At 43.6% G+C, this 24,269-nt stretch carries 22 protein-coding genes; 13 read left to right on the top strand and 9 right to left on the bottom strand.

The window, feature by feature from the left end:
* Positions 1 to 60: 60 nt before the first annotated feature.
* From NYE48_RS27205 to NYE48_RS27185, 5 genes are all read left to right on the top strand, one after another.
* Positions 61 to 747, top strand: coding sequence for an NADPH-dependent F420 reductase (locus NYE48_RS27205; RefSeq protein WP_339322769.1), 687 nt, complete (start codon positions 61 to 63; stop codon positions 745 to 747).
* Between the two features lie 743 nt (positions 748 to 1,490).
* Complete coding sequence (locus NYE48_RS27200; protein WP_339322767.1) at positions 1,491 to 2,078, top strand: RNA polymerase sigma factor; 588 nt, start codon at positions 1,491 to 1,493, stop codon at positions 2,076 to 2,078.
* Entirely contained in the window at positions 2,053 to 3,114 is a 1,062-nt protein-coding gene (locus NYE48_RS27195) for a hypothetical protein (RefSeq protein WP_341000539.1), read from the top strand. The genes NYE48_RS27200 and NYE48_RS27195 overlap by 26 nt, the downstream gene beginning before the upstream one ends.
* A gap of 131 nt (positions 3,115 to 3,245) precedes the next feature.
* Complete coding sequence (locus NYE48_RS27190; protein ID WP_341000538.1) at positions 3,246 to 4,319, top strand: hypothetical protein; 1,074 nt, start codon at positions 3,246 to 3,248, stop codon at positions 4,317 to 4,319.
* Positions 4,320 to 4,394: 75 nt separating this feature from the next.
* The gene (locus NYE48_RS27185; protein ID WP_341000537.1) at positions 4,395 to 5,468 is read left to right on the top strand and encodes a hypothetical protein; all 1,074 of its coding nucleotides are present in this window, start codon (positions 4,395 to 4,397) and stop codon (positions 5,466 to 5,468) included.
* 497 nt (positions 5,469 to 5,965) lie between these two features.
* Here NYE48_RS27185 and NYE48_RS27180 read toward each other — a convergent pair whose 3' ends face one another.
* A complete protein-coding gene (locus tag NYE48_RS27180) occupies positions 5,966 to 6,388 on the bottom strand; it encodes a tetratricopeptide repeat protein (RefSeq protein ID WP_341000536.1) in 423 nt (140 codons plus the stop codon).
* A gap of 585 nt (positions 6,389 to 6,973) precedes the next feature.
* Between NYE48_RS27180 and NYE48_RS27175 the strand changes: the two genes are divergently transcribed.
* On the top strand, positions 6,974 to 8,167 hold the full coding sequence (locus NYE48_RS27175) for a winged helix-turn-helix domain-containing protein (RefSeq protein ID WP_341000535.1): 1,194 nt from the start codon (positions 6,974 to 6,976) through the stop codon (positions 8,165 to 8,167).
* 371 nt (positions 8,168 to 8,538) lie between these two features.
* Positions 8,539 to 8,919: a hypothetical protein gene (locus NYE48_RS27170; protein ID WP_341000534.1), complete on the top strand. Its 381-nt coding sequence runs from the start codon at positions 8,539 to 8,541 to the stop codon at positions 8,917 to 8,919.
* A gap of 397 nt (positions 8,920 to 9,316) precedes the next feature.
* On the opposite strand, the gene NYE48_RS27165 is transcribed toward NYE48_RS27170, so the two are convergent.
* From NYE48_RS27165 to NYE48_RS27155, 3 genes are all read right to left on the bottom strand, one after another.
* A complete protein-coding gene (locus NYE48_RS27165) occupies positions 9,317 to 9,850 on the bottom strand; it encodes a hypothetical protein (RefSeq protein WP_341000533.1) in 534 nt (177 codons plus the stop codon).
* Positions 9,851 to 9,867: 17 nt separating this feature from the next.
* A complete protein-coding gene (locus tag NYE48_RS27160) occupies positions 9,868 to 10,869 on the bottom strand; it encodes a S8 family serine peptidase (RefSeq protein ID WP_341000532.1) in 1,002 nt (333 codons plus the stop codon).
* A 388-nt stretch (positions 10,870 to 11,257) separates the two neighbouring features.
* A complete protein-coding gene (locus tag NYE48_RS27155; RefSeq protein WP_341000531.1) occupies positions 11,258 to 11,971 on the bottom strand; it encodes a hypothetical protein in 714 nt (237 codons plus the stop codon).
* Positions 11,972 to 12,465: 494 nt separating this feature from the next.
* Here NYE48_RS27155 and NYE48_RS27150 point away from each other — a divergent pair, with 494 nt between their 5' ends.
* Positions 12,466 to 14,589, top strand: coding sequence for a bifunctional metallophosphatase/5'-nucleotidase (locus NYE48_RS27150; protein ID WP_341000530.1), 2,124 nt, complete (start codon positions 12,466 to 12,468; stop codon positions 14,587 to 14,589).
* A gap of 200 nt (positions 14,590 to 14,789) precedes the next feature.
* Here the strand turns inward: NYE48_RS27150 and NYE48_RS27145 are convergent, their stop codons facing one another.
* Both NYE48_RS27145 and NYE48_RS27140 read right to left on the bottom strand, forming a co-directional pair.
* Complete coding sequence (locus NYE48_RS27145) at positions 14,790 to 15,026, bottom strand: DUF6953 family protein (protein WP_339322762.1); 237 nt, start codon at positions 15,024 to 15,026, stop codon at positions 14,790 to 14,792.
* Between the two features lie 224 nt (positions 15,027 to 15,250).
* A complete protein-coding gene (locus NYE48_RS27140) occupies positions 15,251 to 15,655 on the bottom strand; it encodes a VOC family protein (RefSeq protein ID WP_341000529.1) in 405 nt (134 codons plus the stop codon).
* A 199-nt stretch (positions 15,656 to 15,854) separates the two neighbouring features.
* Here NYE48_RS27140 and NYE48_RS27135 point away from each other — a divergent pair, with 199 nt between their 5' ends.
* Positions 15,855 to 16,451 (top strand): TetR/AcrR family transcriptional regulator, encoded by a 597-nt coding sequence (locus tag NYE48_RS27135; protein WP_341000528.1) that lies wholly within the window; start codon positions 15,855 to 15,857, stop codon positions 16,449 to 16,451.
* 193 nt (positions 16,452 to 16,644) lie between these two features.
* Here NYE48_RS27135 and NYE48_RS27130 read toward each other — a convergent pair whose 3' ends face one another.
* Positions 16,645 to 18,837: a M56 family metallopeptidase gene (locus NYE48_RS27130; RefSeq protein ID WP_341000527.1), complete on the bottom strand. Its 2,193-nt coding sequence runs from the start codon at positions 18,835 to 18,837 to the stop codon at positions 16,645 to 16,647.
* Complete coding sequence (locus tag NYE48_RS27125; RefSeq protein WP_341000526.1) at positions 18,834 to 19,211, bottom strand: BlaI/MecI/CopY family transcriptional regulator; 378 nt, start codon at positions 19,209 to 19,211, stop codon at positions 18,834 to 18,836. Before NYE48_RS27125 ends, NYE48_RS27130 begins: the two co-directional genes overlap by 4 nt.
* 353 nt (positions 19,212 to 19,564) lie before the next feature.
* On the opposite strand from NYE48_RS27125, the gene NYE48_RS27120 reads away from it, so the two are divergent.
* From NYE48_RS27120 to NYE48_RS27110, 3 genes are all read left to right on the top strand, one after another.
* Entirely contained in the window at positions 19,565 to 20,617 is a 1,053-nt protein-coding gene (locus tag NYE48_RS27120; protein WP_341000525.1) for an RNA polymerase sigma factor, read from the top strand.
* A gap of 68 nt (positions 20,618 to 20,685) precedes the next feature.
* Positions 20,686 to 21,081, top strand: coding sequence for a hypothetical protein (locus tag NYE48_RS27115; RefSeq protein WP_341000524.1), 396 nt, complete (start codon positions 20,686 to 20,688; stop codon positions 21,079 to 21,081).
* A 184-nt stretch (positions 21,082 to 21,265) separates the two neighbouring features.
* Positions 21,266 to 22,459, top strand: coding sequence for a transposase (locus tag NYE48_RS27110; protein ID WP_016311143.1), 1,194 nt, complete (start codon positions 21,266 to 21,268; stop codon positions 22,457 to 22,459).
* Positions 22,460 to 22,628: 169 nt separating this feature from the next.
* On the opposite strand, the gene NYE48_RS27105 is transcribed toward NYE48_RS27110, so the two are convergent.
* The gene (locus tag NYE48_RS27105; protein WP_341000523.1) at positions 22,629 to 23,198 is read right to left on the bottom strand and encodes a DUF4062 domain-containing protein; all 570 of its coding nucleotides are present in this window, start codon (positions 23,196 to 23,198) and stop codon (positions 22,629 to 22,631) included.
* A 259-nt stretch (positions 23,199 to 23,457) separates the two neighbouring features.
* On the opposite strand from NYE48_RS27105, the gene NYE48_RS27100 reads away from it, so the two are divergent.
* Complete coding sequence (locus NYE48_RS27100) at positions 23,458 to 24,159, top strand: aspartate/glutamate racemase family protein (protein WP_341000522.1); 702 nt, start codon at positions 23,458 to 23,460, stop codon at positions 24,157 to 24,159.
* Positions 24,160 to 24,269 lie beyond the last annotated feature (110 nt).

Genomic DNA, 24,269 nt, shown 5'->3' with positions numbered 1-24,269 from the left:
CTGTTCTGTTCTGTTTAGGACAGCGTTTCCATATTAAATTTGAATTGGAGGAGTATAGGCATGAATATTGGAATTATTGGAGCTGGCGTTCTCGGATCAACATTGGCCAAACAGTTTGTTGCTTTGGGTTATCAGGTTAACATCTCAAATTCACGCGGACCGGACACATTGGCAGATGTTGCAGTCCTCACCGGAGCGAGTCCGGTGACTATTGAAGAAGCAGTTCGTGGAGCCGATCTTATTATTCTTGCAATCCCTTTCATCAAAATTGCTTCACTTCCTCGCGGAGTGTTCGATCTTAGGCAGGATAAAGCTATTATTATTGATGCAAGCAATTATGTTGTACAACGGGATGGAAGAATTGAACAGCTCCTTGATGGCAGCATTAAAACGGAAAGCCGTTGGGTGGAGCAGCATATCGGAGCCCCAGTCGTCAAAGCGTTCAACCACATCGTGGCTCAGAGTATTATTGATCTAGCAAAACCCGAAGGCGTTGAGAATCGAATTGCGCTGTCGGTTTTTGCAGACGATCCTGCGTCCAAAGCGGTTGTGATGAAGCTTATCGATACACTCGGATTCGATCCTGTCGATGGGGGTACCATTGACGATTCATGGCGTGTCCAGATTGGAACCCCCACTACTGGCGTGAATTTGAACGCTATAGAGCTGAAGAAGGCAATTTCAGAAGCCACCGTTGAGCAAAATAACAATTACCGCACCGCGGCTCTTGAAAGCTCGCAATCATAACAAGAAATTGATATTCCCATGAAAATCCTTTCAATCGCATAGCACGATGCTTTTTCAGTTTCGTGTACTTCACAATCAACTGTCTTAAGCCTTGAATGGCGAATCCGGATATTCGGCGATGATGTCTGATTTTCTTTTAATTCTGCCACATCATCGACCGGATTTCCGGAATTGAAGACATACCCAAGTCTCCATTCGTTATCCTTATGCTTCAGTTTCATTTCCAACACATAGTCCCCGTGTTCACTGTACGTTTTCCGTGCCCGAAATGCCCCGTTGCGCGAAGCTACAGTCTCCCCCGGTCAAAGGAACTGGCGGTAGCGGCAAATGTTATTTTTCGTTTTCTGGCATGCCAATTCGCTTACGAAACAATGCATTTGGTTCGCTAATTCCGCATTCCCCCATTCGAATAGATCTCCTGTTCTTCCCGTGATGCAATGCGTATGTTTTTCAATCGTCCTCCGTCTGTTCATCGGGGACCTACCTCGATCAGTCCGTCTGCAAGCAGGCCGTGAATAAGTGGATAAAGCAGCCCCTCTAGGAGTACTGAATAATTTGCCGGCTTCGTACGTTACAATTGGAAAACAAGGATTTCCTAGTGTTTTATACCCGTAAATATTTTTTTTCTTGTTCATCATTTCAAGATCGAGCCGATGATGTTATCAAGTATTATTTTTGATGCTGCTGTCACAAAATGAGCTGCATTGGTGTATTAAGAGTGTAGCCAGGAGGGGGGATGATTTTTGGATAGACAGCAAAGAGAGTATAAATCAAACTCAGAAGAAATTGAGATGCTGATTGAAAGGACTAAGCTTGGTGATAAGGAAGCTTTCGCGTCAATTATAAGAAAATTTGAAAAACCAATGTATATCTATTGTTACCATATGCTCAAAAGCAAGGAAGAAGCCGAGGATGCGCTGCAAGAAATATTTATTAGAGTGTATGAACAGATACATAAGTATCGTCCAAATATGACTTTCTCGGCATGGCTGTACAAAATTGCCTACAATTACAGTCTGAATCAAATCAGGGGCAAAAAAAGGTGGCTTCGTTTTATAGATCGTTATAGATATGATCAGCCTGAGGCCTCGACTGAGCAAATCGACAGTCAAACGACACTGAAGGAAATTCTAAATTTACTGACGACGGAAGAGAGACATATATTGGTTCTCCGGGCGATTCATCGATATCACTTTAACGAGATTAGTGAAATGATGAATATGAAACCAGCAACTGTGCGCAAAAAGTATGAACGTCTTCGCAAAAAACTGCAGACGAAGGAAGTTAATGAAGGGGGAACAGCGAATGCGTCGATCACCAAATCCATCTAAAACCGTAAGTATTCACCAGGTGGAGCAAATGATTCGAGATACGGAGACGCCGGAGCACAGCATGAGTCAACAGATTATAGAAAAGCTTGAATCAAAAAGCGTGCCACCCCAAAAGCCGGTCTTCACAAGAAGAGCGGGAGTCATCGCCGTGGCATTGGTTGCTTTTTGTGTGTTTCTAACTCCTGTCATGGCTCAAACCATAGAGCGGCTATCCTTGCTTGAATATATCAACCCTTTTGTCAAAGAAGTGAAAAAAAATCCAAATGAGAAGGTGGATACTCTTTATGCGCAGGATTTGGATGGGAATAAGCATTTTCATACAGGGATGATTCGCTTTGATGATATTGAGGACCAAGAATTTAAAAGCCAGCTGCAAAGGGTTTGGAATGAGATTTTTCCCCAGGGAGAAGGAATTAATGAAGTGATCGTGTACGAATATCGTGCGAACACATTTCATATAGAAGCGCGCAACGAAAACAGATCGATCGAATTTGACCAAGGTAACTGGTTTTATGCGAAACAAACGATTGGAGAGAACCAGGTTCCAGATGCCGCAAAAGATGCAGCGGATCAAGCTTTTCATAAAGTCGGGGATTTTAAACAAAGTAAACGGTCAGTAAGTCAAATGATCTTAAGACCCAATCAAAACCCGGTGTATAAGTTCGTGTACGAAACAAACAAGGGTTCTATCCTCATTGATGTACAAAAAGATACCAATCAGATCACAAGGGTATTAGCTTTTCCGTTGTCGGATCATCTTTATAAATTGGACGATAAAAATAAATATCAAGATCTTGTTGAGAAAACAAAAGCAATTGGGCTGGATAAGATTCGTGAGGAAACCGTGAAACAGGCTAAAGCATGGATGAATTTGGACCTTACTGATTATAACGTATCCAAACTTGAATCACGGTTTGATACATTAACTTTCACAAAAGCGGGTTCCCCAGCCGTGACTGCGCTGTTCACCTCTAAAGGAACGGTCTATTGTATTGAAATCGAGCTACAGGAGTTATCCGAAAAAGGAACGGACTAATCAAGGAAATGCAGGGATTAGGCTCAATTAGAGAGGGGGTGATGACTACTGCTTCTATAGATTTATTTCAACGTGACTGAAGCATTCCATTAAAAAGCTGTGGGTAAAAAAATATAAAGGAGTTTATTCGTATGAACAAAAAAATAATTTTTCCTATCATCGGAGCAACCTTATTATCAGGAAGTCTGCTTGGATATGATACACCGATTCAAGCTAATTCGCATAACAACGAGTATATACGCATTGAACAAGATGCTAAATCTGAGCAAACGCTTATGCAAAAGGCCCAGGATAAGCTTAAAGAATTGACAGGAAATACGTATAAGTTGATTCAAGGAACTGCTGCAAATGAATCTATCCATTTAAAAAGAGAGAACTTCAAGGACGATATCATCGCTTATAAAGCTAACGGAAAGCTCGAAACGATCAGCATTAAAATCAATTATGAAGATTTAAACGGTGGGAAATATCAAACCAAACTGAAGGAAACGTGGGAAGCTTTGTTCCCAGGGGAAGAACCGAAGTATGTGAATATATCAGAGTCAATCTACTATACGGGTACAATCTCATCGAATGCTATGCAAAATAAGCAAATTTATATGCAAGAGAATGGCGAGGCTTATGGCGTGAATTATGCTCCTGACGATGCCCCGGCAAGCGTGCAGAAAGAGGCTGATCTGGTTCTGCCTAAGCTTACCGATGGAAAGGTGAAGCAGGGTGCTAAGTTGGATCGTATGTATGTCCGTGATGGCAAACCCAATGTGTATCAATATAAGTATAAATCAAAAACGATGAACGTGACCTTTGCCATTGAAGAACAAACACTGCAACTGCTCCAAGCAGACGTAAATCATACCGATGGTAAAGGGGTAGACAGTTATGAAGAATTCCAGAAAAGAGAAAAAGAAAAAAGTGCAAAGATTAAGAAGTTGACGTTAGACACTTTGATGAAGAACGCAGTGAAAGACGCAAAAACGATGCTAAATCTGGATTTGAAAGGGTATAAAGCCGCAAGGGGAGCGAATGAATGGGATGAGGGTTATATGACGTTCACCAAAGAAGGGGCTCCTTCAGTTACTGCTAGATTTAATAAAGACGGATCGTTTAGCAGCTTTACCATTGATAAGTATAGTCAGACAATCGATTTTTATGGAATGACCATCGTAGGTCCCCCAAATGAAGAACTCAAATTGTTAATTGACTGATATGCATGGAAAAGCAGCTTGGAGATGCACTTTTCAGTATAACCATGAGGTAGCCAAAGAAAGGAATTCATCGATATGAACAAAAAGATAATTTTCCCTATGCTCGGGGTAGCGTTATTATCAGGAAGTTTGCTGGGGTGCCAAACACCTGTTCAGGCAGATTCGCCTAACAAAGTAAATACCAATGCTTCACAGAATGTTAAGGCGGATCAGAAGCTTATGCAGCAGGCTCAGGATAAACTGAAAGAGCTGACAGGAAATACCTATAAGTTAATTCAGGGAACAGCCATGAAAGATCTTGTGAGTTTTAAAAGAGAGAATTTCAAATATGATGTTATTACTTATAAAAAGAATGGAAAGCTTGAAAGCATCAATATTAACGTCAACTATGAAGATTTAAATGGCGGAAAATATCAAACTGAGCTGGGGAAAACGTGGGAAGCTTTGTTCCCAGGGGAAGCACCAAAGTATGTAAGTATCTCAGAGTCAAACTACAGTGTGGGTACGATCTCATCGAATGCCAAGCAAAATAAACAAGTTTATATGGAAGAGAATGGCGAGGTGCACGGCGTAAATTATGCCCCTGACAATGCCCCGGCAAGCGTGGAGAAGACGGCTGCTCAGGTATTATCCAAGCTTACCAATGGAAAGGTCAAGCAGGGGGCTAAGTTGGATCGTGTGTTTGTCCGTGATGGCAAACCGAATGTGTATCAATATAAGTATAAATCCAAAACGATGAATGCGAGCTTTGCCATTGAAGAACAAACGCTGGAACTGCTCCAAGCAGGCGTATATCATAGTGATGGTAAAAGCATAGATAATTACGAGGAATTCCAAAAGAAAGAAAAAGCAAAAGATGCAAAGATCAAGAAGCTGACATTGGATACATTAATGAAGAATGCAGTGAGAGACGCAAAAACGATGCTAAATCTTGATTTGAAAGGATATAAGGGAGCAAGAGGAACAAATGCATGGGACAAGGATCAAATGACGTTCACCAAAAAAGGGGCTCCCACAGTCATTGCCACAGTGGATGCAGACGGATCGTTTAACGACTTTATCGTAGAGAAGTATGGTCAGCATCTCAGTTTCGGCGGAAACACGATTGTAGGGCCTGCAAATGAGGAACCAAAAGTATTAATCAACTAATTCTAAATGTGGAAATCTTTTCGCTGAACCGTATCATAAGTAAGGAGAAATTTCTGATATTTGCTGCTTGCCAGGTGTAGGGAAATGCGAAACGGAGAAGGGGCTGATTTGTCAGCCCCTCCAGAGTGTCGAGAAAGTCCAACGGACTTTTCGACACTCTATTTTTTATATGGGGAATCATATCTTTTAAAATAAAAATCGATTTAAAGCGCTCTGAGAACCCTACTTCAGTGACCGACGAGGCAATTTTAAACCCCCTGCAAAAAAACAGGGGGTTTCTCGACAGCCTGAAGGGGCTGATTTGTCAGCCCCTCTTTTATTTCTTTTTCTCCAACTTCGCTATTAATCTAATTCTTGCTCATGTATAAACAGAAATTTAGCGGAACTTTTCTGCAGTAGGCCTGCACCAGACGGCAAATAGGATGTTTGTTCGTGCACGTCCTTCGTTCAATTCGAAAATAATGTTATCGCAATCAGCTCTTGCGTAGCCTGAAATTTCAAATCTCTATCTTTGTCTCCAAAAACTCAAGATACTTTGGGTCGTCTTCCATAAAAATCTCAATACCGGCTCCCATGTAAGCCCGGGTTAACTCGTCAGCGGCTTTTTCAAAGTTTTCCTGTTCATAATATAACTGCCCCAGCCGAAGATGAATATACGGATTACCCAACCCCTTCGGACATTGCACGGCGTTAAAAAAGCACTTGAAGGCCTTGTCGTAATTCTTTACACGATAATGGACGTCCCCAATAGCTGCATATATCCAGGTAGCGGCCTCCCATTCTTGATGATTTTCAGGCAATAAACGGAGGGCGGCAATATAATTTTGCTTGGCGGCATCAAGATCCCCTGTCTTCACGAAGTCATCGCCTTGTTTACATAGAGCCCTAATTGCGGAATAAGTGGAATTTGAGAGCTGCAAAGCGATCGCCCCTGTTCTGTTCGAATGGATTAAGGAATTTTAGCCAATGGTCGTTTGTTGGTTTTCATCAAAAATGATGGCGTCTGGTATTGCCGATAAATAGCCTATCGCCTAAATGATATGATCCGTAAATTCTTCTTCATGATCAGGCGGAAATACGAAGCGAATGCGCTAGGCACACAGTCTTTGATATCAGGTAGATAATCCCATATGAAAAGTCTACCAAATTTTCATGTTTACTCATAGATTGAAAATATAGCCTCTGAACCGAGTATTTAAAGGCAGGAACCTGAATGTCCATCGTATACGAATCTCTGGAGCAGGAACTAATGTTTGCATTTTTCCTTTTCTTTTGAGCAAATACTTTGTATGATATGGGTCAAGATGAACCTGTTTCAGCGACAGCAGGAGAAATTGCAGCAGCTTACAAAAACAGTAGAGGCGGTCAAGGAAGAGGCAGCCCAATGATGGTGCTATTACGTCAAGCAGGCTTACCCGTACCGCCGGTGATGGGTCCAACCAAAGAAGGCTGATCGGTTGGTTTTTTCGTTTTTATACTATACTAAACTGGAGGTAGGTGAGAACATGATCCAATTAACAAACCGCCAGGCACGGCAATTTCTGTTGTTGAAGCATGGACTCTTGGGCGAATATAAATTTAGTGGGAAGCAGGGCGTTCTGGACTTCGTTCGGCAGGTCAGCTGCATTCAATACGACCCCATCGATGTTTGCGGGAAAAACGCCGAATTGGTGCTGCAGTCGCGAATCAAGGGATTTACCAAGGGAATGCTCGCCGAGTTGCTGTATGAGGATAGAAGCCTTGTCGATTATCCTGACAAGAACCTGGCTATTATCCCTGTCGAGGACTGGCCGTATTTTGAGCGATACAGGCAAGCCGCCAGGCAACATGCCGAACGTTATCCCGAAATGGAAGCGCTGACAGCGCAAGTACGGACTCATATCCAAAATCACGGTGCAGTAAGTTCGGATGATTTAAAATTGGATGGAGATTTCTCATGGCGATCGGCCATCCACTGGAGCGGCGGAAACAATTCATCCCGATCGGTGCTGGAACAGATGTATTCGACGGGTGAGTTGATTATCCATCATAAAAAAGGAACGCGTAAATACTACGATATAGCCAAGAAGTACATACAACCAAACCTGCTGAATGCATCAGAGCCGCTGGAGGATGAGCTTGAACATCATAAGTGGCGGGTACTGCGTCGAATCGGCTCCGTTGGCCTCTTATGGAATCGTGCGTCAGATGCATGGCTGAATATATGGGGGTTAAAAGCAGCTCAGCGCAACGAGGTTTTTCGTCAGCTATTACACGAAGCTCGTATAGTTGCTGTTGCCGTGGAACAAATGAAGGATACGCTGTACTGCCGGGCGGAGGACTTGCCGCTTATTGAAGCCGTCCTGCAAAATCCGGAGCCGGAATTTCGCTGCGAGCTGATTGCCCCGCTGGACAATTTGATATGGGACAGAAAACTTATCAACGAATTGTTTGGCTTCGATTACACCTGGGAGATTTACACGCCTGCAATCAAACGAAAATTCGGCTATTATGTGCTGCCTCTATTATATGGAGAGAGCTTTATTGGACGAGCCGAGATCGTCGCGGAGCGAAAAACGGGAACTCTCAATGTTAAAAACATCTGGTACGAAAACGGTGTGAAGCAAACAACGCAATTGCGAACAGCCTTGAACAGTTGCTTCCAAAAATTCGCGTTATTCAACGGGTGTGAAACGATTTCGGCAGAGCATTTGAACTGATATTTACCCTTCGCTCAGGAACTTCCAGAGGGGTGGCTATAAGGTGAACCGTATCGCACACATGGGCAAGCTTTTTGCGGAATTCCTTACTGGGCATGAGTATATGTGTGTAATAGAAAATGCCCCCGAAAAAGGGGGCTTAGCTTGGTGATGGGTGCCGCAAATGAAAATGAACAAGTTCCGCGACTGGATAAAGTGCTCTAGACCCATCGAAATTGGGGTCCTACCTGAACAAGCAGAATCTGAAGAACTGCCACTTTAACGGAAGAAGAGCAGTACAGAGTGGGAATTCAATCGGGATTAGAGTTAAAGAAGATTCATCAGCATCAACGATAAAATCTGGTGCCACCCGGGTGCTGTACACGAGTCATATGGGTTCTTCTTCGACGTCGTATTTTCCGCCTATGGTTCACCATGCAGCGACAGAGGATTTGCTTAAAGAGTCGGGTATGCGCCATACGTCTATTCGCAACGGTTTTTACGCCTCCTCATTGGTTGGATTAATAGGCGACGCCGTCAAAACGGGCGAGTTGATTGTTCTCGAGGACGGTCCGATTGCCTGGACAACGCACTCGGATTTGGCCCAAGCTACTGCAATGATCTTAACCGAGAAGAACTGGGATGGTCCATCTCCGAATCTTACGGCCTTTGAGGCGATTGACATGGAAGGGGTTGCGGTGATGGTATCGGATATTGTCGGTCGGCCTATCTATCGAAAGTCGCCACTGACGAAGAATATCGGGCGTATCTGACTGCCCAAGGTTTTCCGGAAGTGCGCATTGCAATCACCTTGGGTTTATTCCGTTCCAGCCGTAACGGGGATTTCGCGCAAACGAGTAACGCTTTAGCTGATCTGATCGGGCGACCTACGGTGACGCTGAGAGACGATCTTGAATCGGGAACGGCCAACCATATCTACCAGCGCACTTCCTTCGTTCCATAACCTTCGTGACTGAATAATGACATCCACGTAAAGTCTGTTGCATAAATCATAGGTTGCGTTCAGATGCAGAAGGTTATCAAGGCCGTCCGGATAACTCGGACGGCCTTGATTTGTAATGAGAAAATGCACTGGAATTTTCAGCTTTTTTTATTATTGCAATAGGTATTTTATTGGTTTAAATCCCTATATTTTTTTGTGCTTACCAATTAGTTATTTGATGCACTATTATATGTTGAGAATATGACTACCAGGTTCTTTTCAAAGATAAATTCCAATACGATATTGTTTTCTTTATCAAAATAACCTAGAACATTGTTTTTTTCTCCTGTATCAGTTCTCGTATAATAGTTTTCGCCATAACTCTCAATAACCTCTGCCTTGGAGTCCCCTATTGAGATATTTTTTTCCGTTGCAAGCTTTTTATCCGAAAAAAAATACTCTCTCACAACTCCATTTACGATTTTGAATTGAACCTCTTTATTTTTACCGTAAATCAAATAATAAGTATCAGGTTCTTGTGACCTATGGATAGAATTCGGTTTACCAAAAATTTTCATAACATCATTTTCGATGGATCCGATCTTGATCCCACCTATATTTTCTTTAGATAGATCTGTAGTATCTGTTTTCTCATAAAAGTCCATTCGATTTTGCGAACAACCACTGGTAAACAATGTAAAAATTAATAAACCAAACAATAAACTTATTAATAAGGAGGAGTTCAATTTATTTTTAGACACTATTTCCGCCCCTTTTTTTACATATCCATCTCCAGGTATTTTTTTAGAGATTCTATTATAACCTTATTATTATATTCTTGTGCTTCTTCCTTAAAATTTTGAATTAAAAGAGCGGTGTATCCTGTTGCATATGCTGTGGCATATGATACCCCAGTATCTAGTGTCAACTTGTTGTCGAAATAGGTAGAAATAATATCTTCTCCTGGAGCAAATACATCCACTTTTTTTTCTCCAAATTCTTTAGAAAACAACTTTCCTTCTACGTTCAACATTCCCACACTAATAACCTCTGGGTATCCGCTTGGATACATTAGGCGGGCATCTCCTTCATAGTTAATATTTCCAGAGGAAGCCAATATAATAATTCCTTCATTAGCTGCCTTTTTGATTGCATTATGCAGTTCTTCATTTTCAACAGGAAATTCCAAACTGATATTAATAATATCCACACTTTGTTCTATTGCCCAGTCTATCCCTTTAATGAGATCTTCAAATAGTACATTCCCATTATGATCAGCAACCTTTGCAATATATAATTGTGATTTTGGAGCAATTCCTAGCAAATTAAAGCTATTTTCCCTTGCTCCAATAATACCTGCTATTTTAGTTCCATGTCCCTGATCATCCTTATAATCTTCTTTATTCTCTCCGACAAAATTAATACCTTTAACATAAACCAAGTCCTTGTTATTAAAATCAATACCAGTATCCATAATGGCTATTTTTACATTTGAGCCCTTAATGTTCTTTTTATGCCAATAATTAATACTATCTGATATTTCTCTCTGTCGAACTTCTGCCATATTATTTGTGACAGGCAGGGGTCTATCCGATCCCATGTGATTCATCTCTGTATGATTCATCACAGTATGATTCATTTCTGCATGATTCATCTCTGCATGATTCATCTCTGTATGATTCATTTCTGCATGGTCCATTTCTGAAATGCGAGAACACCCAACTAATAACACAAAAAAATAAAGTACTATAAATTGTGATTTAAAAATTAATTTACTCATTTTTATTATCTACTCCAGTTAATTATTCGCTAAAAATTTGAGAAAAACAAAAATATCTTGAATTTTTGAAGTGATTAACATAATCAACATCATAAAAAAGGCAACCGACCAATACATATCAGAAGCTGCCGGAAAACTTTTCTCACAGCAGCTTCGATTCCTTGTTATTCGACATGGTAAATATGCTGCGATTTTATGGAGTGGCGCACATGATAAACTGGTTAGCAGCAATGCAAAGTCCTTAAGTTTTGCGGTTTTTTGCGAGTACTCATGCCCTCCAGAGGCCCCCTGTCTAATAGTTTAATAATCATGGCCTAAGGTTGCACTTAATAGGTAGTATAGCGAATATCAGCTTCTTAGGCATGGAATTTTATTATATGTAAATCATTTAGTGCGTATGCCAGTACTTATCATGAAAAATCAAAGGGGAGCAATTTCGAACATTAGGTTTACAGTATCTAAGGTCGCCACCAATAGTGCTATCCATAGCACAAAGTTTTGCTAAGGCAAGTGCAAGAGAACAATCTGATCCAATAAAGTTCTGGTATCCCCATCCATTGTCATCCAGACAGTTCGGCCATCCTCCTCCAGAAATTTGTCCATCTTTCGGGGTATCGAGAGTATGATCAACATAAATCATTGAGGCTGGATATTTCTTTTCAAGCTCTTCTTTTATATTCTTTGCCAATGGATGGTTTTCTTGACTTAAATCTTCAAAAGCTGCATAGACATTTTCGAACAGGCTTTTCTCCATTCGAATTGATTCTTTGATTCTATCCATGTCTTCTTGACTAATTCCAAATTCTACAGCATCAGCATTTAAAATCTGATCCAGTGAATACATATCTTCACCATGTGATTGGGCCAGATTAACTTTAGACTTGATTACACCGTTTTTCTCTTCTTGCATTAGTACCATTTCGTTTACAAAACGACTATCAACAGGGGCAGAATTGATCGGAGATTGGTAATTTTTAATAAGTTCCTTTACGTATTCAGAGTAATCCAGTTGAGTTCCTTCAGCATATACTGATAGACTGCTTAGTAGTAGCATTGATAGAACAACGATACTTGATAAAACCTTCCTTAAATTCAAAAACATATTAATTCCTCCTTAAGAATTTATTATATATAATTCTATTATTTACTAAACAATAAATGTAAATCAAGTATTATTTTGAGAAAAATATATTGTTCCCTCTCTTGCTACTTGTTGCGTATAAGCTTCGCCCAAGCGATGGACTCGTTGAGAGTATATAAAAAGAGTCAAGGGATTCGGTGCACGTCCGAATTCCTTGACCATCTATTGAACGGCAAGGCCGTTACGATCAATCTGCCCGTTAGAAGGGGCAAGCTGCGAAAATCGAAGCCTTCTACTCCCTCCCGTAGTCTTATACCCGTGTCTTCTAGGCGTGGCCCCCCTCCTTTAGAGAAGATCGAACTCAGGCAAGCACTGCATTTGGTGAAAATAGTTTTGTATCTTTCTCCACCCATCTTCCAAACTTTTTACATAGATTTTAAATACTTTACGATTTTTATGACTTGTTTTATGTTAAAGTATTTCAGAACAGAATTTGGAGAGGGGTTTTTTAACTTATGTTATGGAAAAAAGTTCTGGGTAAAAGCACCATTCGCGTGGCTACTACCGCTCTATTGCTTTCCCAACTGTTTGGCGCGGCAGGTTCTGTCTCGGCAGCAGGCAACGATGTCGAAGTCCACTTGATCGGTATCAATGACCTGCACGGTCAGTTAGATACCACATCGATGGTTGGCGATAAAAAGGCAGGAACTGCTCCAATTCTAGCAACATATCTAAAAGAAGCTCAAGCCAAATATAAAAACTCCCTGCTTTTCCATAATGGAGACTCTGTCGGCGCGTCCGCTCCAATTTCATCCCTGGATCGTGATGAGCCCACGATGGAATGGATGAATATGATGGGCTTTGATGTAGGTTCTTTGGGCAATCATGAATTCGACCAAGGTATCGCTGCATTAAAAGCACAAATCTTTGGCGGCCTTGATCCAAAAGAAGGCAAGGTAACCCATGCCGGAGCAAAATTTGATTATGTCAATGCAAATGTCGTTGAAACCTCCACGGGCAAACCATTGATCAAGCCATATGTGATTAAAGAAGTAGGCGGAGTCAAAATCGGATTTATCGGATTAGTGACGAAAGCGACGCCTTCTAAGGTATCCCCATCGGGCACAGCAGGCGTGCGTTTCTTAAGCGCAGAAGAAGAAGTTGCAGCCATTAATAAATATGCAAAAGAATTGCAAGGTCAAGGCGTAGAAACGATCATCGTCCTGGCGCATGATCCAGCAACAACCAAAGAAGGCGTAACCACTGGAGAAGCGGCTGATTTGGCCAAAGCTTTGCCTGCCGATTCCCCTGTCGATGTGATCGTTGCAGGTGACAATCATGCTTTGGCTAACGGTGAAGTGAATGGAAAATTGATCGTGCAGGCTTATTCTTATGGTACGGCATTTGAAGATATTAAGTTGATGATTGACCCTGCGACGGGGGATGTAACGGAAAAATCAGCTACAGTTACAACGACTTATCAAGACGGCGTCAAAGCAGACCCTGAATCTTTAGCTATTATTAAAAAATCATTAGATAAGCATCCCGAGCTGACGAAGCCGGTAGGTACAACAGATGGTTCTGTGACTCGTACAGATGCTTATAATAACGAAGCGCCTCTTGGAAACCTCATTGCAGATGCAATGCGTCAAGCAGACTTTGGTGATAAAGCAAGCGCTGCTGACTTTGCATTTATGAATCCAGGCGGGATTCGTGCGGATCTGCCGCAAGGCGATGTAACCTTTGCTGATCTTGCTAAAATCCAACCTTTTGGCAATACTTTAGTGAAACTGGAGCTGACCGGTAAACAAATTCAAACCTTGTTGCAGCAACAATGGGGTACAAACGCGGACGGTACACCAAACACCAAAACACTGCAAGTCTCTGGCTTGAAGTATACAGCAGATTTCAATAAGCCGGTCGCAGAACGTGTGACTAGTCTGACTCTTGAAGATGGTACACCGATTGATCCTCAAAAAACGTATACGGCTGTAGTTAACAACTTTATGGCAGCAGGCGGAGATAACTACAAAGTGCTGGTGGATGCTAAATCATCCTTAGCAGGTCCGATCGATCTGGATGTATTCTATCAGTACATCGTGGATACGTTTAAAGGCGGTAAGATTGAGGCTAAAAAAGAAGGACGTATCACGAACCTGGCTGCATCTACCGAACAACCGGAAACACCAGTAACCACAGAAGCTATTTCCCGTGCTGAATTTGTACGTGCGCTGGTAGACATGTTGAAACTAAACGAAGTAGCCACAGCACCTGCATTTAAGGACGTTGCTGTTAACGCTGCCTATGCAGATGCTATTGCTGAAGCTGCTCATGCCGGATTTATTCAAGGCTACGGCGGCAACTTCAATCCGGATCGGGATATCACTCGTGAAGAAGCGGCTACCATTCTTGCTAGATTGTTGAACAATCCGGTTTCTGATAAAGACGCTGCTGCGATCCTTGCAGGTTTTGAAGATGGCAAAACCGTTTCTGCCTATGCGGTTAAATCTATGGCAAAACTGATTGATAAAGGTATTCTAAGTGCAGCGGAGAAGAAATTGCTTCAACCTAAACAAACTTTGTCTACTGACGATGCAAAAGCTTTAATTCAAAAAGCAGTGGCAGCAAAAGCTTCATAATGTAGAACTTATTCAAACCTTATATTACGTCAGAAAAACACATCCCATTTGGTGAATAAGCTTTCTTCTATTGGTAAACCTCAATTCGTCCTTTAATTCATGGAAAGGTTTATCAAGGAGATTGCTACATCCCAGTTTAGGATGTGTTTTTTCATGCTTACATTCATTCTGATTAATGACGGAGGATACGCAACGGACGATCAGGTCCAGGCCCACAGGAACCGGTCGCGGTCCCAAGCAATTCTGCCGCCATGGAGCTTGCGGAAAGCCTTCTTCACCTCTTTGGATAACGACGCATTTCCATTCTCATTGATGAATACGAATTGTTCGCCGAAATGGGTCTTCGCATATTCAATTGCATCGGCCTGGTGCAGCGTCCCCGTGAACCTGATTTCCTTGACCATCCATTCCGCGACGTCCTGTGCGGTTGCTTCCATGAAATCATGCTCCTTCCTGCTCGTTGATTGCTCCATTATATCATGACCCGCAACGATTCTTATCGTCTCGCTGATCTCATTCAACCGCTGTAACAGTGCCTCAACCGCTTGGGGGCGGTAGGTGGCTCCGGTTCAATGATAGAGTCAGGCAGCAGGACTGCAAGCAAAAAAGCGAGAGACGCTTGAAGGAGTCAGGCTCAATCGTCCATCACTTCAACGATCCGTCAACGCCTGCCTTCGAACCGTTTGATTGCTTCCTCGGTCACCGGCGCGAAGAGGTTGACGAGGTTGCCGTCGGGGTCGCGAAACAATGCAGAGCGGTTCCCCCATGGCATCGTGGTCGGTTCCTGTACCCACTCGTCGACAAGCGGCTTCAAGCGCGTGTATTCGGCATCGACGTCGTGGACGCGAAATTCGATGATGACGGTGTGGTTGTCAGCCGGGCGCACGGAACCAGCGCCAAACAGTTGCACCGTCTGGGAGTGGCCGATCGCCAGGGTACACGATGGCAGAACGAACTCAGCGAAGACAGGCGCGGGACGCTTCGCCGAAACGCCTGTGACCTTTTCATAGAACATGACGAGTCGATCCAGATCGTCGGTAATGATGCGTACAGAAGCGAAATTCATGAGATAACAACCTTTCAATATGGGATATACGCTACGATACCGTATCGTATCATATTCACCTGGAAAGTACAAGTGACCGCATGACAAAGCTTGGCGCGGTCGTGAATCCGGCGCCTGGGATGCCCTCATGGTATAATGTGAAGGACCTTTGTTTTAAAGTAATGAACCTTAGTTTAAATATGTTGATGTTGGAGGGAAGATGGTGAATACGTCAAAGAAATCCGAACGTGTGCCGTCGGCCAAGATGAATAGTCGCGTCGAGCGTTCACGACATAACGTTTTGACCACTGCGTTTGAACTGCTCAGCGAAGGCGGTGTGGGTGGCTTCACCGTCGACGAGGTGGCGCGTCGTTCCGGGGTCGCGAAGACGACCATCTACCGCCACTGGCCGACGCGGGAAGCTCTGGTGATCGACGCCTGTTCACGAATGATTGCCGAGCAGGAAACTCCCGATACCGGCTCACTCGAAGGTGATGTCACGGCAATCCTGATGGAAATTGCGCATCTGCTGCCCACGGCGAATTGGTCCTTCGTCCTGCCCTCAATCGTCGACACCGCCGAGCGCAATCCGGAGTTCGCGGAAATCCACAGTCGGATTCAGCGGGGACACGCGGCGCCCCTGCGAGAGGCCCTGCAGCACGCGATAGAGAGGGGCGAGCTGGCCGCACACACCGATGTGTCAACGATTGTCGCAGCCCTGATGGGGCCGCTCTTCTACCGCCGCTGGTTCTCGCGCGAACCGATCGACGAGCAGTTCGTAAAGGCGATCATCAAACGCGTACTCGCTTCACTGTAGTACGAGACGCCTATCACTGCTTGGCTGGACATCTATGGCGGCCCAGTGCTCACCCCTCGATCTATTCAGCTCGCTGAGTCATATCACAAGTGAAGGTAAACTATGCTGTAAAAGGATGACAAGCAAGCCCCTCTCGAATCACGATCGAGAGGGGCTTGCTTATTGAAGCCATTTCCTAAAGCACTCCTCGAGCCTATTGCACAGGAGCCGAAATCATAGCCTTCAGGCTGTCTTCCGGGAGTTTGTCCATGCCCCAGAAAACGGCAGTATAATAAATATCGTTCTGCTTCCATACGTAATAAGGAAGTTTTATGTTTTCGTCGGATGATAAGTAGACATGATTTTTATCTTCATAAGCCGAAATTGCAATGCCGTCCATCTTCAGTGTCCGGGTGAGCGAGAGTTGGGACGCATCGAAAAGCGGCTCTTTGCTCTGATATAGCGAGACATTGGTTGAGGAATCGTCAGATCCGCGATAGGTCGTCCATAGAGCGTCCGTCGTTTGTCTGAACCCGTACCTGGTATTCTGGTCGCCGGCTCTAAGCAGTACCGAACCGTTCAGGTTAAGTCCGGGCAATTCCTGAGGGATTTTCACCTGAAAGCCGAGAATATTCTTCGCCGCAAGCAAATCCCTCTCATCATACAAGGGAAATGAGTTTCCGGCTCCGTCGTAGCGGACATGCTGTACTTCCTTCGGTTTAACAAAAGATTGCACCATTTTTGTGAGGTCTTCCTGCGACATATACCCGCTATAATAATCGATTGCGTACCATACGTTGTCATCCTGCCAGTAGAAGCTTTTGCCGGTTTCCGGCTTTTTCTTGTCGCGTCTCATTTCCGTGAATAAAGTGCCTTTGACATTGCCGATCGTCACAGCTTCCTGTCGGTATTCAAGCGGCTTGTTCGGATTTGGGGGAATCTGAGCATAAGGAGCGCCTCGCAATTCACCTTCCTCCAACAAATTCCCCTTGCCCTTGGAAGCCTTGACCTCTATGGTCTGTTCATTTTTTTGGCCAAAGTTAGATACAAAAGTAACGGAGGCTACATCGAGAATAGGATCGGTATCATTGATGTTGGTGACATTCTTATAATATGATATAGCATCCAAATGATAACCTTCAGGAAGATAGTCAGGCACTTTATAATTATATTTGGGGAAATCGAGAGCCCGATCCAGACTATGAAACCATCTGAATCTGTCGTTGTATGCAGGATATAGATTCAAACCAGGGTTTACGGATGGTTCCGCCATATCCAGTCTAGTATCCTTCCCGGCATCCGACGCATTGGTAAGCAAGATGGCTCCCAAGACAATAACCAAAAGAATCGCAGCGGCGGATAGCTTGTATGAACCTTCCTTAAACTTGGTAATCATCATCATCCTCCGTTTCGCTTCATATTTGCTGTCCCCAAAATGCGACAGGTTGATCCCAGGAGGAGGTTGTTGGGAAAATGAACGCGACAGCAGGAGTAACGTCTTGCCATATGGCAAAGCTTCGCGCTCTCCCAGTGTTTCAAGAACTTTTGCGTCGCAGGCCACCTCCTGATCGGCCTTCATCTTTCTTACGGAAAGCCACACCAAAGGGTTGTACCAATGCATCCCTACGGAAAGAGCCCACAGGGAGTTGAACCATAGGTCCTTACGTTTGTAGTGCACCAGCTCGTGCATCAGGATATGCGTCAGCTGGCTTGGGTCGGCGATCGTGCATATATCTTCAGGTAAATAAATTCTCGGCTTCCATAAGCCATAAAGACAAGGGCTGCGAAGATAGCTTGTTTCATAGGCGTATATCCGTTTTTTTATGTTCAGCTTCCGTTTGCACGCCTCAAGAGCGGTGAGTACTTCAGCATCCTCGATCTTTATGGAGTTCCCGACCCTATTTCTGAAAATGAGCGCGCAAAACAGGTAATATCCTCCCAAGCCTAGAAACCCTATAAGCCACACCAGCGAGCCAATCGATAGCCAAGTCTGTCTATCCTTGTTCACTGGGGAATGATCTTGAGAAGAACGCGGCACGGCGGAAGGAACGGGTTCATCCGCACGGTTCAGGGTGAACTCGGGAAGCTTTTTTTGTACATCCGCATCATTGGACTGAATTTCCGGGTTGGACCCGTTCTCGCTAAGGTGAATAGGTTGCTTACTCTTCTGACCCGAATCCCATTCCATCGGGAACGTTTGCGGCAGCACATTAAACAGGCTCACCGGACTCTGCGGAGCAATGGGAACCAGAAGCTTAATCAACACAAGAAACCACAATATATGAACAATTCTTGGTTTAAGATGCTTTTGGCACAGCTTCCGGATCAAAAGCAATAACAATAGGATTACCGTCGATGCCACTGAAGCGTTGAACAGAAGAGAGAAGGCTGTTTCCAGATACTTCATGACTTCTTCTTGTTCTCCAAGATTTGTTGGAGCTCCTCAATATCTTTCTCCGAAAGTGACTCTTCTTCGAGAAATTTCGCGCACAACATTCCCACAGCTCCTTTATAAACTCTATTCAGGAATGAGCGATTTTCGGCTTTTAAGTATTCATCATGCGAAACGAGCGGATAGTAAAGGTAATTCCGGCCGGATTTTTCAAATCGAATGGCTTTTTTCTTGTGAAGCCTATTCAGGAAGGTTTTAATCGTTTGATCCGACCATTGCATTTGTTGGGTTAATTCGGAAATGATCTCGCTGGCGGTCATAGGCTCCTTTTGCCAGAGAAGCTTCATCACTTCGCTTTCAGCCTCGGTAATGTGTGGAGACTCGTGCATCGTATTCACCCTTCTAGATTTTTGTTTACACGCGTAAACGATATTTAAAGTTTACATGTGTAAACGTAATGTGTCAAGCGTACATCGAGCGTAGAACGCAAGATAACTCTGAAACAGGGGATTTTAAGAAAAGGGGGCTCTTTATACATTTTGCTTGCGCTTAGCCAAATTAGATCGAATCGCACTCAGTTTTAATTTTTGAATCAATTTTAGCCGGCTATTGGTAATCGGCATGCGTTGACGTTTAATCGGATAACAGTTTCAATTTTTATTATTTTGAAAATGCAACGTGTTCTGCGAATTTTCTACTATATAGATCAAAGGGATTAAGATTGAAAAGAGGAGAAGGCCGGATGGAGGATCAAGAAATAATCCACTTATTCTTAGAACGCTCACAACGTGCCATTATAGAGACTAAGAATAAATACGGGGCATACTGCAGAGTAATTGCAAGGAACATACTTTTCAATTATTCCGATGTTGAAGAGTGTGAGAACGATACCTACCTGGCAGCCTTGGACGCAATACCGCCTCATCTGCCCAGGAAGTTCCCTGTATTTTTAGGGAGGCTTACACGCAACATCGCGCTTGATAAACATGGTTATAATACAGCGAAAAAGCGTAATCGTGAATTTGAATTCATGCTGACCGAATTGGAGGGATGTTTGGCTTCCCCCCGTACTGTAGAGAAAGAGTATGAAGCGGGTGAACTGGCAAATTTGATTAGTCAATTTTTATATAAAACCGAAGTGCGTGCAAGAAATATATTTATTCGAAGGTATTGGTACTCCGATTCCATCGAGGACCTGGCCGTGAGGTTCAATATGAGCAGTAGTAAAGTGAAGTCCATTTTATTTAGGACAAGAAAAAAACTGAGAGCTTATCTGGACAAAGAGGGGGGGTTACCTGTGAAAAGGGAAGAGTTGTTTAGGGAGATCGGATCCATTGATGATCAATTAATTGAGGCAGCCGGGAACTGTGAAACAGTGAAAGGAAAAAGAGGAATCTCGAAAAAGTGGATTGCCGCCTTGGTTGCATGCCTTGTTTTGTATAGTTCTACCTCCACGGTTTTATTAGCCACGGAATATTATAAACATCAAAGTCAAGAGCTGTACATTCGATATTTAACGGCGGAAGACATGAAGTTGGAGCCTGCTGAGGAGTATGATGCGGAAAAATTTCTCCGAGCTCTAAAAAGCGATAATGAGGAGCATGTGTATATTGCCATTAACAGGCTGGTAGAATGCTTTAATGATCCAAAATTAAGAATAAAAGCGTTAAACGAGCTGAAGCCGTTTGTGGCAAACGATAATAAAAAAATCGCTGATGCGGCCGCCTTCGGGTCGATGTTCTTTCGAAAAATTATCAAAACCCCAATATATATAAATTGGCAGACGGCAGTGTGATATTTACGTTGTTTAATCATTATTCGGATTACGGGAGCCAAAATGTATTATGGAGAATAAAAGACAACGTGCTTAAAGTGTATCTAAGTTTTTCAGAACCATCCATGTACATTAAAGAACTCATCCCTTCGCCGGATCGGAAGCTGGTCGCTGTAGTCACCTGTTCGAATAAAAGTGAATTCATTGAAATTGTAAATGTTGAAAAAGGTAGAGTCAGCCCGGAATTAGTTGAATCCGCAAGAGTCAAATTTGGTTCCCAAAACCGGTTAGATACATGGATCCGTTCTGATCATGAAAATTATAGTTTCGCAAATAACATAGAGTGGAAGGACAATGATACGTTGGAGTTTGAGGGTTCCCTTGCCTATCAGGATACGGAGATCATCAAGAATGTTACAGTAACCTATGAATTCAGTAAAAAGGATATGGAAGTAACTGAGCTTAACCAAGTTAAAAAACCATAAGGGCCTTGCAGCGGACTCGCGGAAATTAGGGGATTCGACATGAGGCTTCTAATTTTGAGCGTTTTGCAGTAATCTGAGGCCTTGAGCCGTAAGGATTTTCGGACATAAAAAAGGGACTTCACCCCAACTTGGAGAAGTTTTCAAGTGACCAAACCCAAAAACCTCAAGGATGGAGGAAGTCACTTTGTATATTCTCCAAGAATGTCTGTTTTCCTTCGAAGAACTTTTAAAAATTCAACCCAAGGAGAGATTGCCGATCTTCTTCAGCTCTCTCGATCTGAGACCGTATGCCAAGGAACTGAGAAGCCGTTCACCCCGAGGCGCTGAGGGATACTGCAGACAAGGTATTCTACGAGCACTCTTGGCTGCGCCGCTTGAAGGAATAAGTACCTTTTCAGGGTTGCATAAGCGTTTGGATACGGATCTCCGGTTTCGTTATCAGTGTGGTCTTCCGCTGGATCGAGAAGCTCCTTCCATATCCACATTAAGCCGAGTTTTCTCAGAACTGACGAGAAAGGACTTGGCAAAACGGCTTTTTGAGGATTTGGTCACACGCTGTCAGCAGGAAGGTATCATAGAAGGCAGTAACGTCGCCATAGACAGCGCCGCTCTCCGCGCTTACGAGAAAAAGCAGCCCAAACGCAAAAGCGAGCAAACGGGTAATGCGAACTGGGGCGCAAAAATTGATTCCTTCGGCAATAAAATCACATGGTTTGGTTACAAAATTCATCTGGCGGTCGATACGAAAAGTGAATTGCCGATCGCCTTGGAAGTAACGCCGGCGCATGTCAATGATGGAGAAATGGCGCCGGGCCTGATCGAGAAAACAGCGTCCAGGACGAGCACACGATTTTTCATACTCGATGCGGGCTACGACCAAATGAAAGTTTATGAGGCCGCCCGCAACGTCAAGGCACAAGCCATCATTCCCCTTAATCTTCGGGGGGAGAAGGAACCGCCTGCTGGCATGACCTCGAACGGAACACCGTGCTGTTCCATGGGTTATGCGATGACATACTGGGGAGTTGACGGCGATATGCATAAATTTCGCTGCCCGCATGCCACGGGTAAAGTCGACTGTCCGCTTGGCATGGCTGCCTGCTCGTCTTCAAACTATGGAATGGTCGTCAAAGTAAATGCGAAGGATGATCTCCGGCGATACAGCATCCCTCATCGGGATACAAAGCGTTGGAAGGAACTTTACAATGAACGAACCAGCGTAGAACGCTGCAACTCCCGATTGAAAACCTATTTGACGGCAGACGCCGCACATGTCCGGGGCATTCAGAAAGTCACAACTCACCAGTATTTGAATGCCATTGTTCTGCTTGCATCTGCGCTCGCCGTTTCTCATCATTCAAAACGGGCTGCCGCTTAAAAAACGAGCTGTTCTAAAATTCTGCAAGTCTGCCCTTTTCTTCATCCATATAATACCATTTTCGAAAATTACCCCTTAACGACAGTGAATATGCTATCGCTTCTTCTCTGAAACGGAATTATGCAAAACACTCAATTTTAAGAAGGGACTGGTTCGGCCAGCCCCTCGATCATTTCTTTTTCTCCAACTCCGCCTTTAATCTTGCATTCTCTTCCAGCAGCTTTTGAACGTCCGGGATATCCTTGCCGGAAACCCAGCCATACAAATCGTCTCTTGCTGCATACTTCGGCAATTGATCACGAAGTACCATTTTAATGTGCCGTACATCATCAACATAATAGATCGGGACTTCTTCCATGACCGTTTGCTTAAACGCTTGAAACTCCTGATAGTGTTCAATTTCTGTGAAATCGTATGGCAGTTGTCTTAATCTCTCATCTGTGAGAACAAAAGCAAATCTAGGTTTTCCCGTTTCTCCGGCATATTCATATTCCCATTGCGTATAGCTTTTGGATTCATCATCGGGGAGCGTTAAACCATAGAATCCGCCGAGAATCAGGATATATACGTCGGAATCGTCGATCCATCTTTTCCTCATGTTCAGTGGACTTTCATTGAAAAATTGCTCGACTCCAGCAGGGATATGACCGGCTCGGAGTATGGATTCAACAGCGGCATGTCGATCCTCGATAAGATCGTAGTAAGTAGCCGATATATAAATTTGTAATTTTCTTCTCATAAGCCCACCATATTAAGGAAATTAGTATAGATAGAATCTACCACTCTCTCGCTTTATTTGTCAAAGCAGATTGCAAGCAGGGGCTTATTCGTGCATTAAAGTTAGTAAAAGGCTGATTCTATTCTAAAGTTGGGCATTTTTTCGCCGATCGTCCAGTTAAACTGAATCGTATCGAGCAAGGGCAAGATTTGATCCATCATAATGCAAACCCGAGACACTTATGCCAAAATAAGACTAAAAAGAAGGGGGTTGAGTAGGCATGAAAACAATAGGACTTATAGGCGGCATGAGCTGGGAATCGTCCATGCTCTATTACCAAATCATCAATGAGCGGGTAAAAGAAAGAAAGGGTGGGCACCACTCGGCAAAAAGCCTGATGTATTCCGTGGATTTTCAAGAAATCAAGGATTTGCAGCATCAAGGGAAATGGACGGAGGCAGCGAAAATCATGATTGAATCGGCTCAAAAACTTGAGGCAGGCGGAGCCGACGTCATCGTCATATGCACGAATACGATGCACAAGATGGTGCCCGAAGTGATGAACTCGGTATCGATACCTTTTCTTCATATTGCAGATGCAACAGCAAGTAAAATTGTTAACGATCAAATAAAAAAGGTGGGATTGTTAGGGACTGCTTTTACGATGGAGCAGGAATTTTACAAGAGCAGACTTATCAATCCGTTTGGACTGGAGGTTGTTGTTCCGGATGAGGCCGATCGCGTGGTCATTCACGATATCATTTATCATGAGCTTTGTCTTGGAATTATAAATGAACAATCAAAGAAAAAATATCTAGACATCATTGACGGTCTTATCCGTAAGGGAGCGGAAGCCGTTATTCTCGGATGCACGGAAATCACGCTGCTCGTCTCACAGGAAGACTGTAATATTCCGATTTATGATACGACACGAATTCATGCCGAGGCCGCCGTTGACTTTGCGTTGGGAGACGAGGAGTAAAACGAAAGCGAATCCGTTGTGGATAACGCGGAGATCCGTTCCGGGAGCAGGGCGAAATTTGTGAACCTTGAGCGCTTTTGATGTACGAAAGATACGCCAGCAAAGGTACC

Source organism: Paenibacillus sp. FSL M7-1455 (assembly GCF_038004655.1).
Lineage (GTDB): Bacteria > Bacillota > Bacilli > Paenibacillales > Paenibacillaceae > Paenibacillus_AQ > Paenibacillus_AQ cookii.
The sequence above is the reverse complement of the archived record's forward strand: the minus strand, read 5'-3'. Positions and strand labels throughout refer to the sequence as shown.

Excerpts from the sequence above, each read along its gene's own strand:
- NYE48_RS27125 (WP_341000526.1), bottom strand. The coding sequence starts at position 19,211 with ATGCACGAGTCTCCACACATTACCGAGGCTGAAAGCGAAGTGATGAAG.
- NYE48_RS27195 (WP_341000539.1), top strand. The coding sequence starts at position 2,053 with ATGCGTCGATCACCAAATCCATCTAAAACCGTAAGTATTCACCAGGTG.
- NYE48_RS27160 (WP_341000532.1), bottom strand. The coding sequence starts at position 10,869 with ATGAGTAAATTAATTTTTAAATCACAATTTATAGTACTTTATTTTTTT.
- NYE48_RS27120 (WP_341000525.1), top strand. The coding sequence starts at position 19,565 with ATGGAGGATCAAGAAATAATCCACTTATTCTTAGAACGCTCACAACGT.
- NYE48_RS27150 (WP_341000530.1), top strand. The coding sequence starts at position 12,466 with ATGTTATGGAAAAAAGTTCTGGGTAAAAGCACCATTCGCGTGGCTACT.
- NYE48_RS27135 (WP_341000528.1), top strand. The coding sequence starts at position 15,855 with ATGGTGAATACGTCAAAGAAATCCGAACGTGTGCCGTCGGCCAAGATG.
- NYE48_RS27185 (WP_341000537.1), top strand. The coding sequence starts at position 4,395 with ATGAACAAAAAGATAATTTTCCCTATGCTCGGGGTAGCGTTATTATCA.
- NYE48_RS27100 (WP_341000522.1), top strand. The coding sequence starts at position 23,458 with ATGAAAACAATAGGACTTATAGGCGGCATGAGCTGGGAATCGTCCATG.
- NYE48_RS27190 (WP_341000538.1), top strand. The coding sequence starts at position 3,246 with ATGAACAAAAAAATAATTTTTCCTATCATCGGAGCAACCTTATTATCA.
- NYE48_RS27145 (WP_339322762.1), bottom strand. The coding sequence starts at position 15,026 with ATGGAAGCAACCGCACAGGACGTCGCGGAATGGATGGTCAAGGAAATC.
- NYE48_RS27175 (WP_341000535.1), top strand. The coding sequence starts at position 6,974 with ATGATCCAATTAACAAACCGCCAGGCACGGCAATTTCTGTTGTTGAAG.
- NYE48_RS27170 (WP_341000534.1), top strand. The coding sequence starts at position 8,539 with ATGGGTTCTTCTTCGACGTCGTATTTTCCGCCTATGGTTCACCATGCA.
- NYE48_RS27140 (WP_341000529.1), bottom strand. The coding sequence starts at position 15,655 with ATGAATTTCGCTTCTGTACGCATCATTACCGACGATCTGGATCGACTC.
- NYE48_RS27105 (WP_341000523.1), bottom strand. The coding sequence starts at position 23,198 with ATGAGAAGAAAATTACAAATTTATATATCGGCTACTTACTACGATCTT.
- NYE48_RS27205 (WP_339322769.1), top strand. The coding sequence starts at position 61 with ATGAATATTGGAATTATTGGAGCTGGCGTTCTCGGATCAACATTGGCC.
- NYE48_RS27130 (WP_341000527.1), bottom strand. The coding sequence starts at position 18,837 with ATGAAGTATCTGGAAACAGCCTTCTCTCTTCTGTTCAACGCTTCAGTG.
- NYE48_RS27155 (WP_341000531.1), bottom strand. The coding sequence starts at position 11,971 with ATGTTTTTGAATTTAAGGAAGGTTTTATCAAGTATCGTTGTTCTATCA.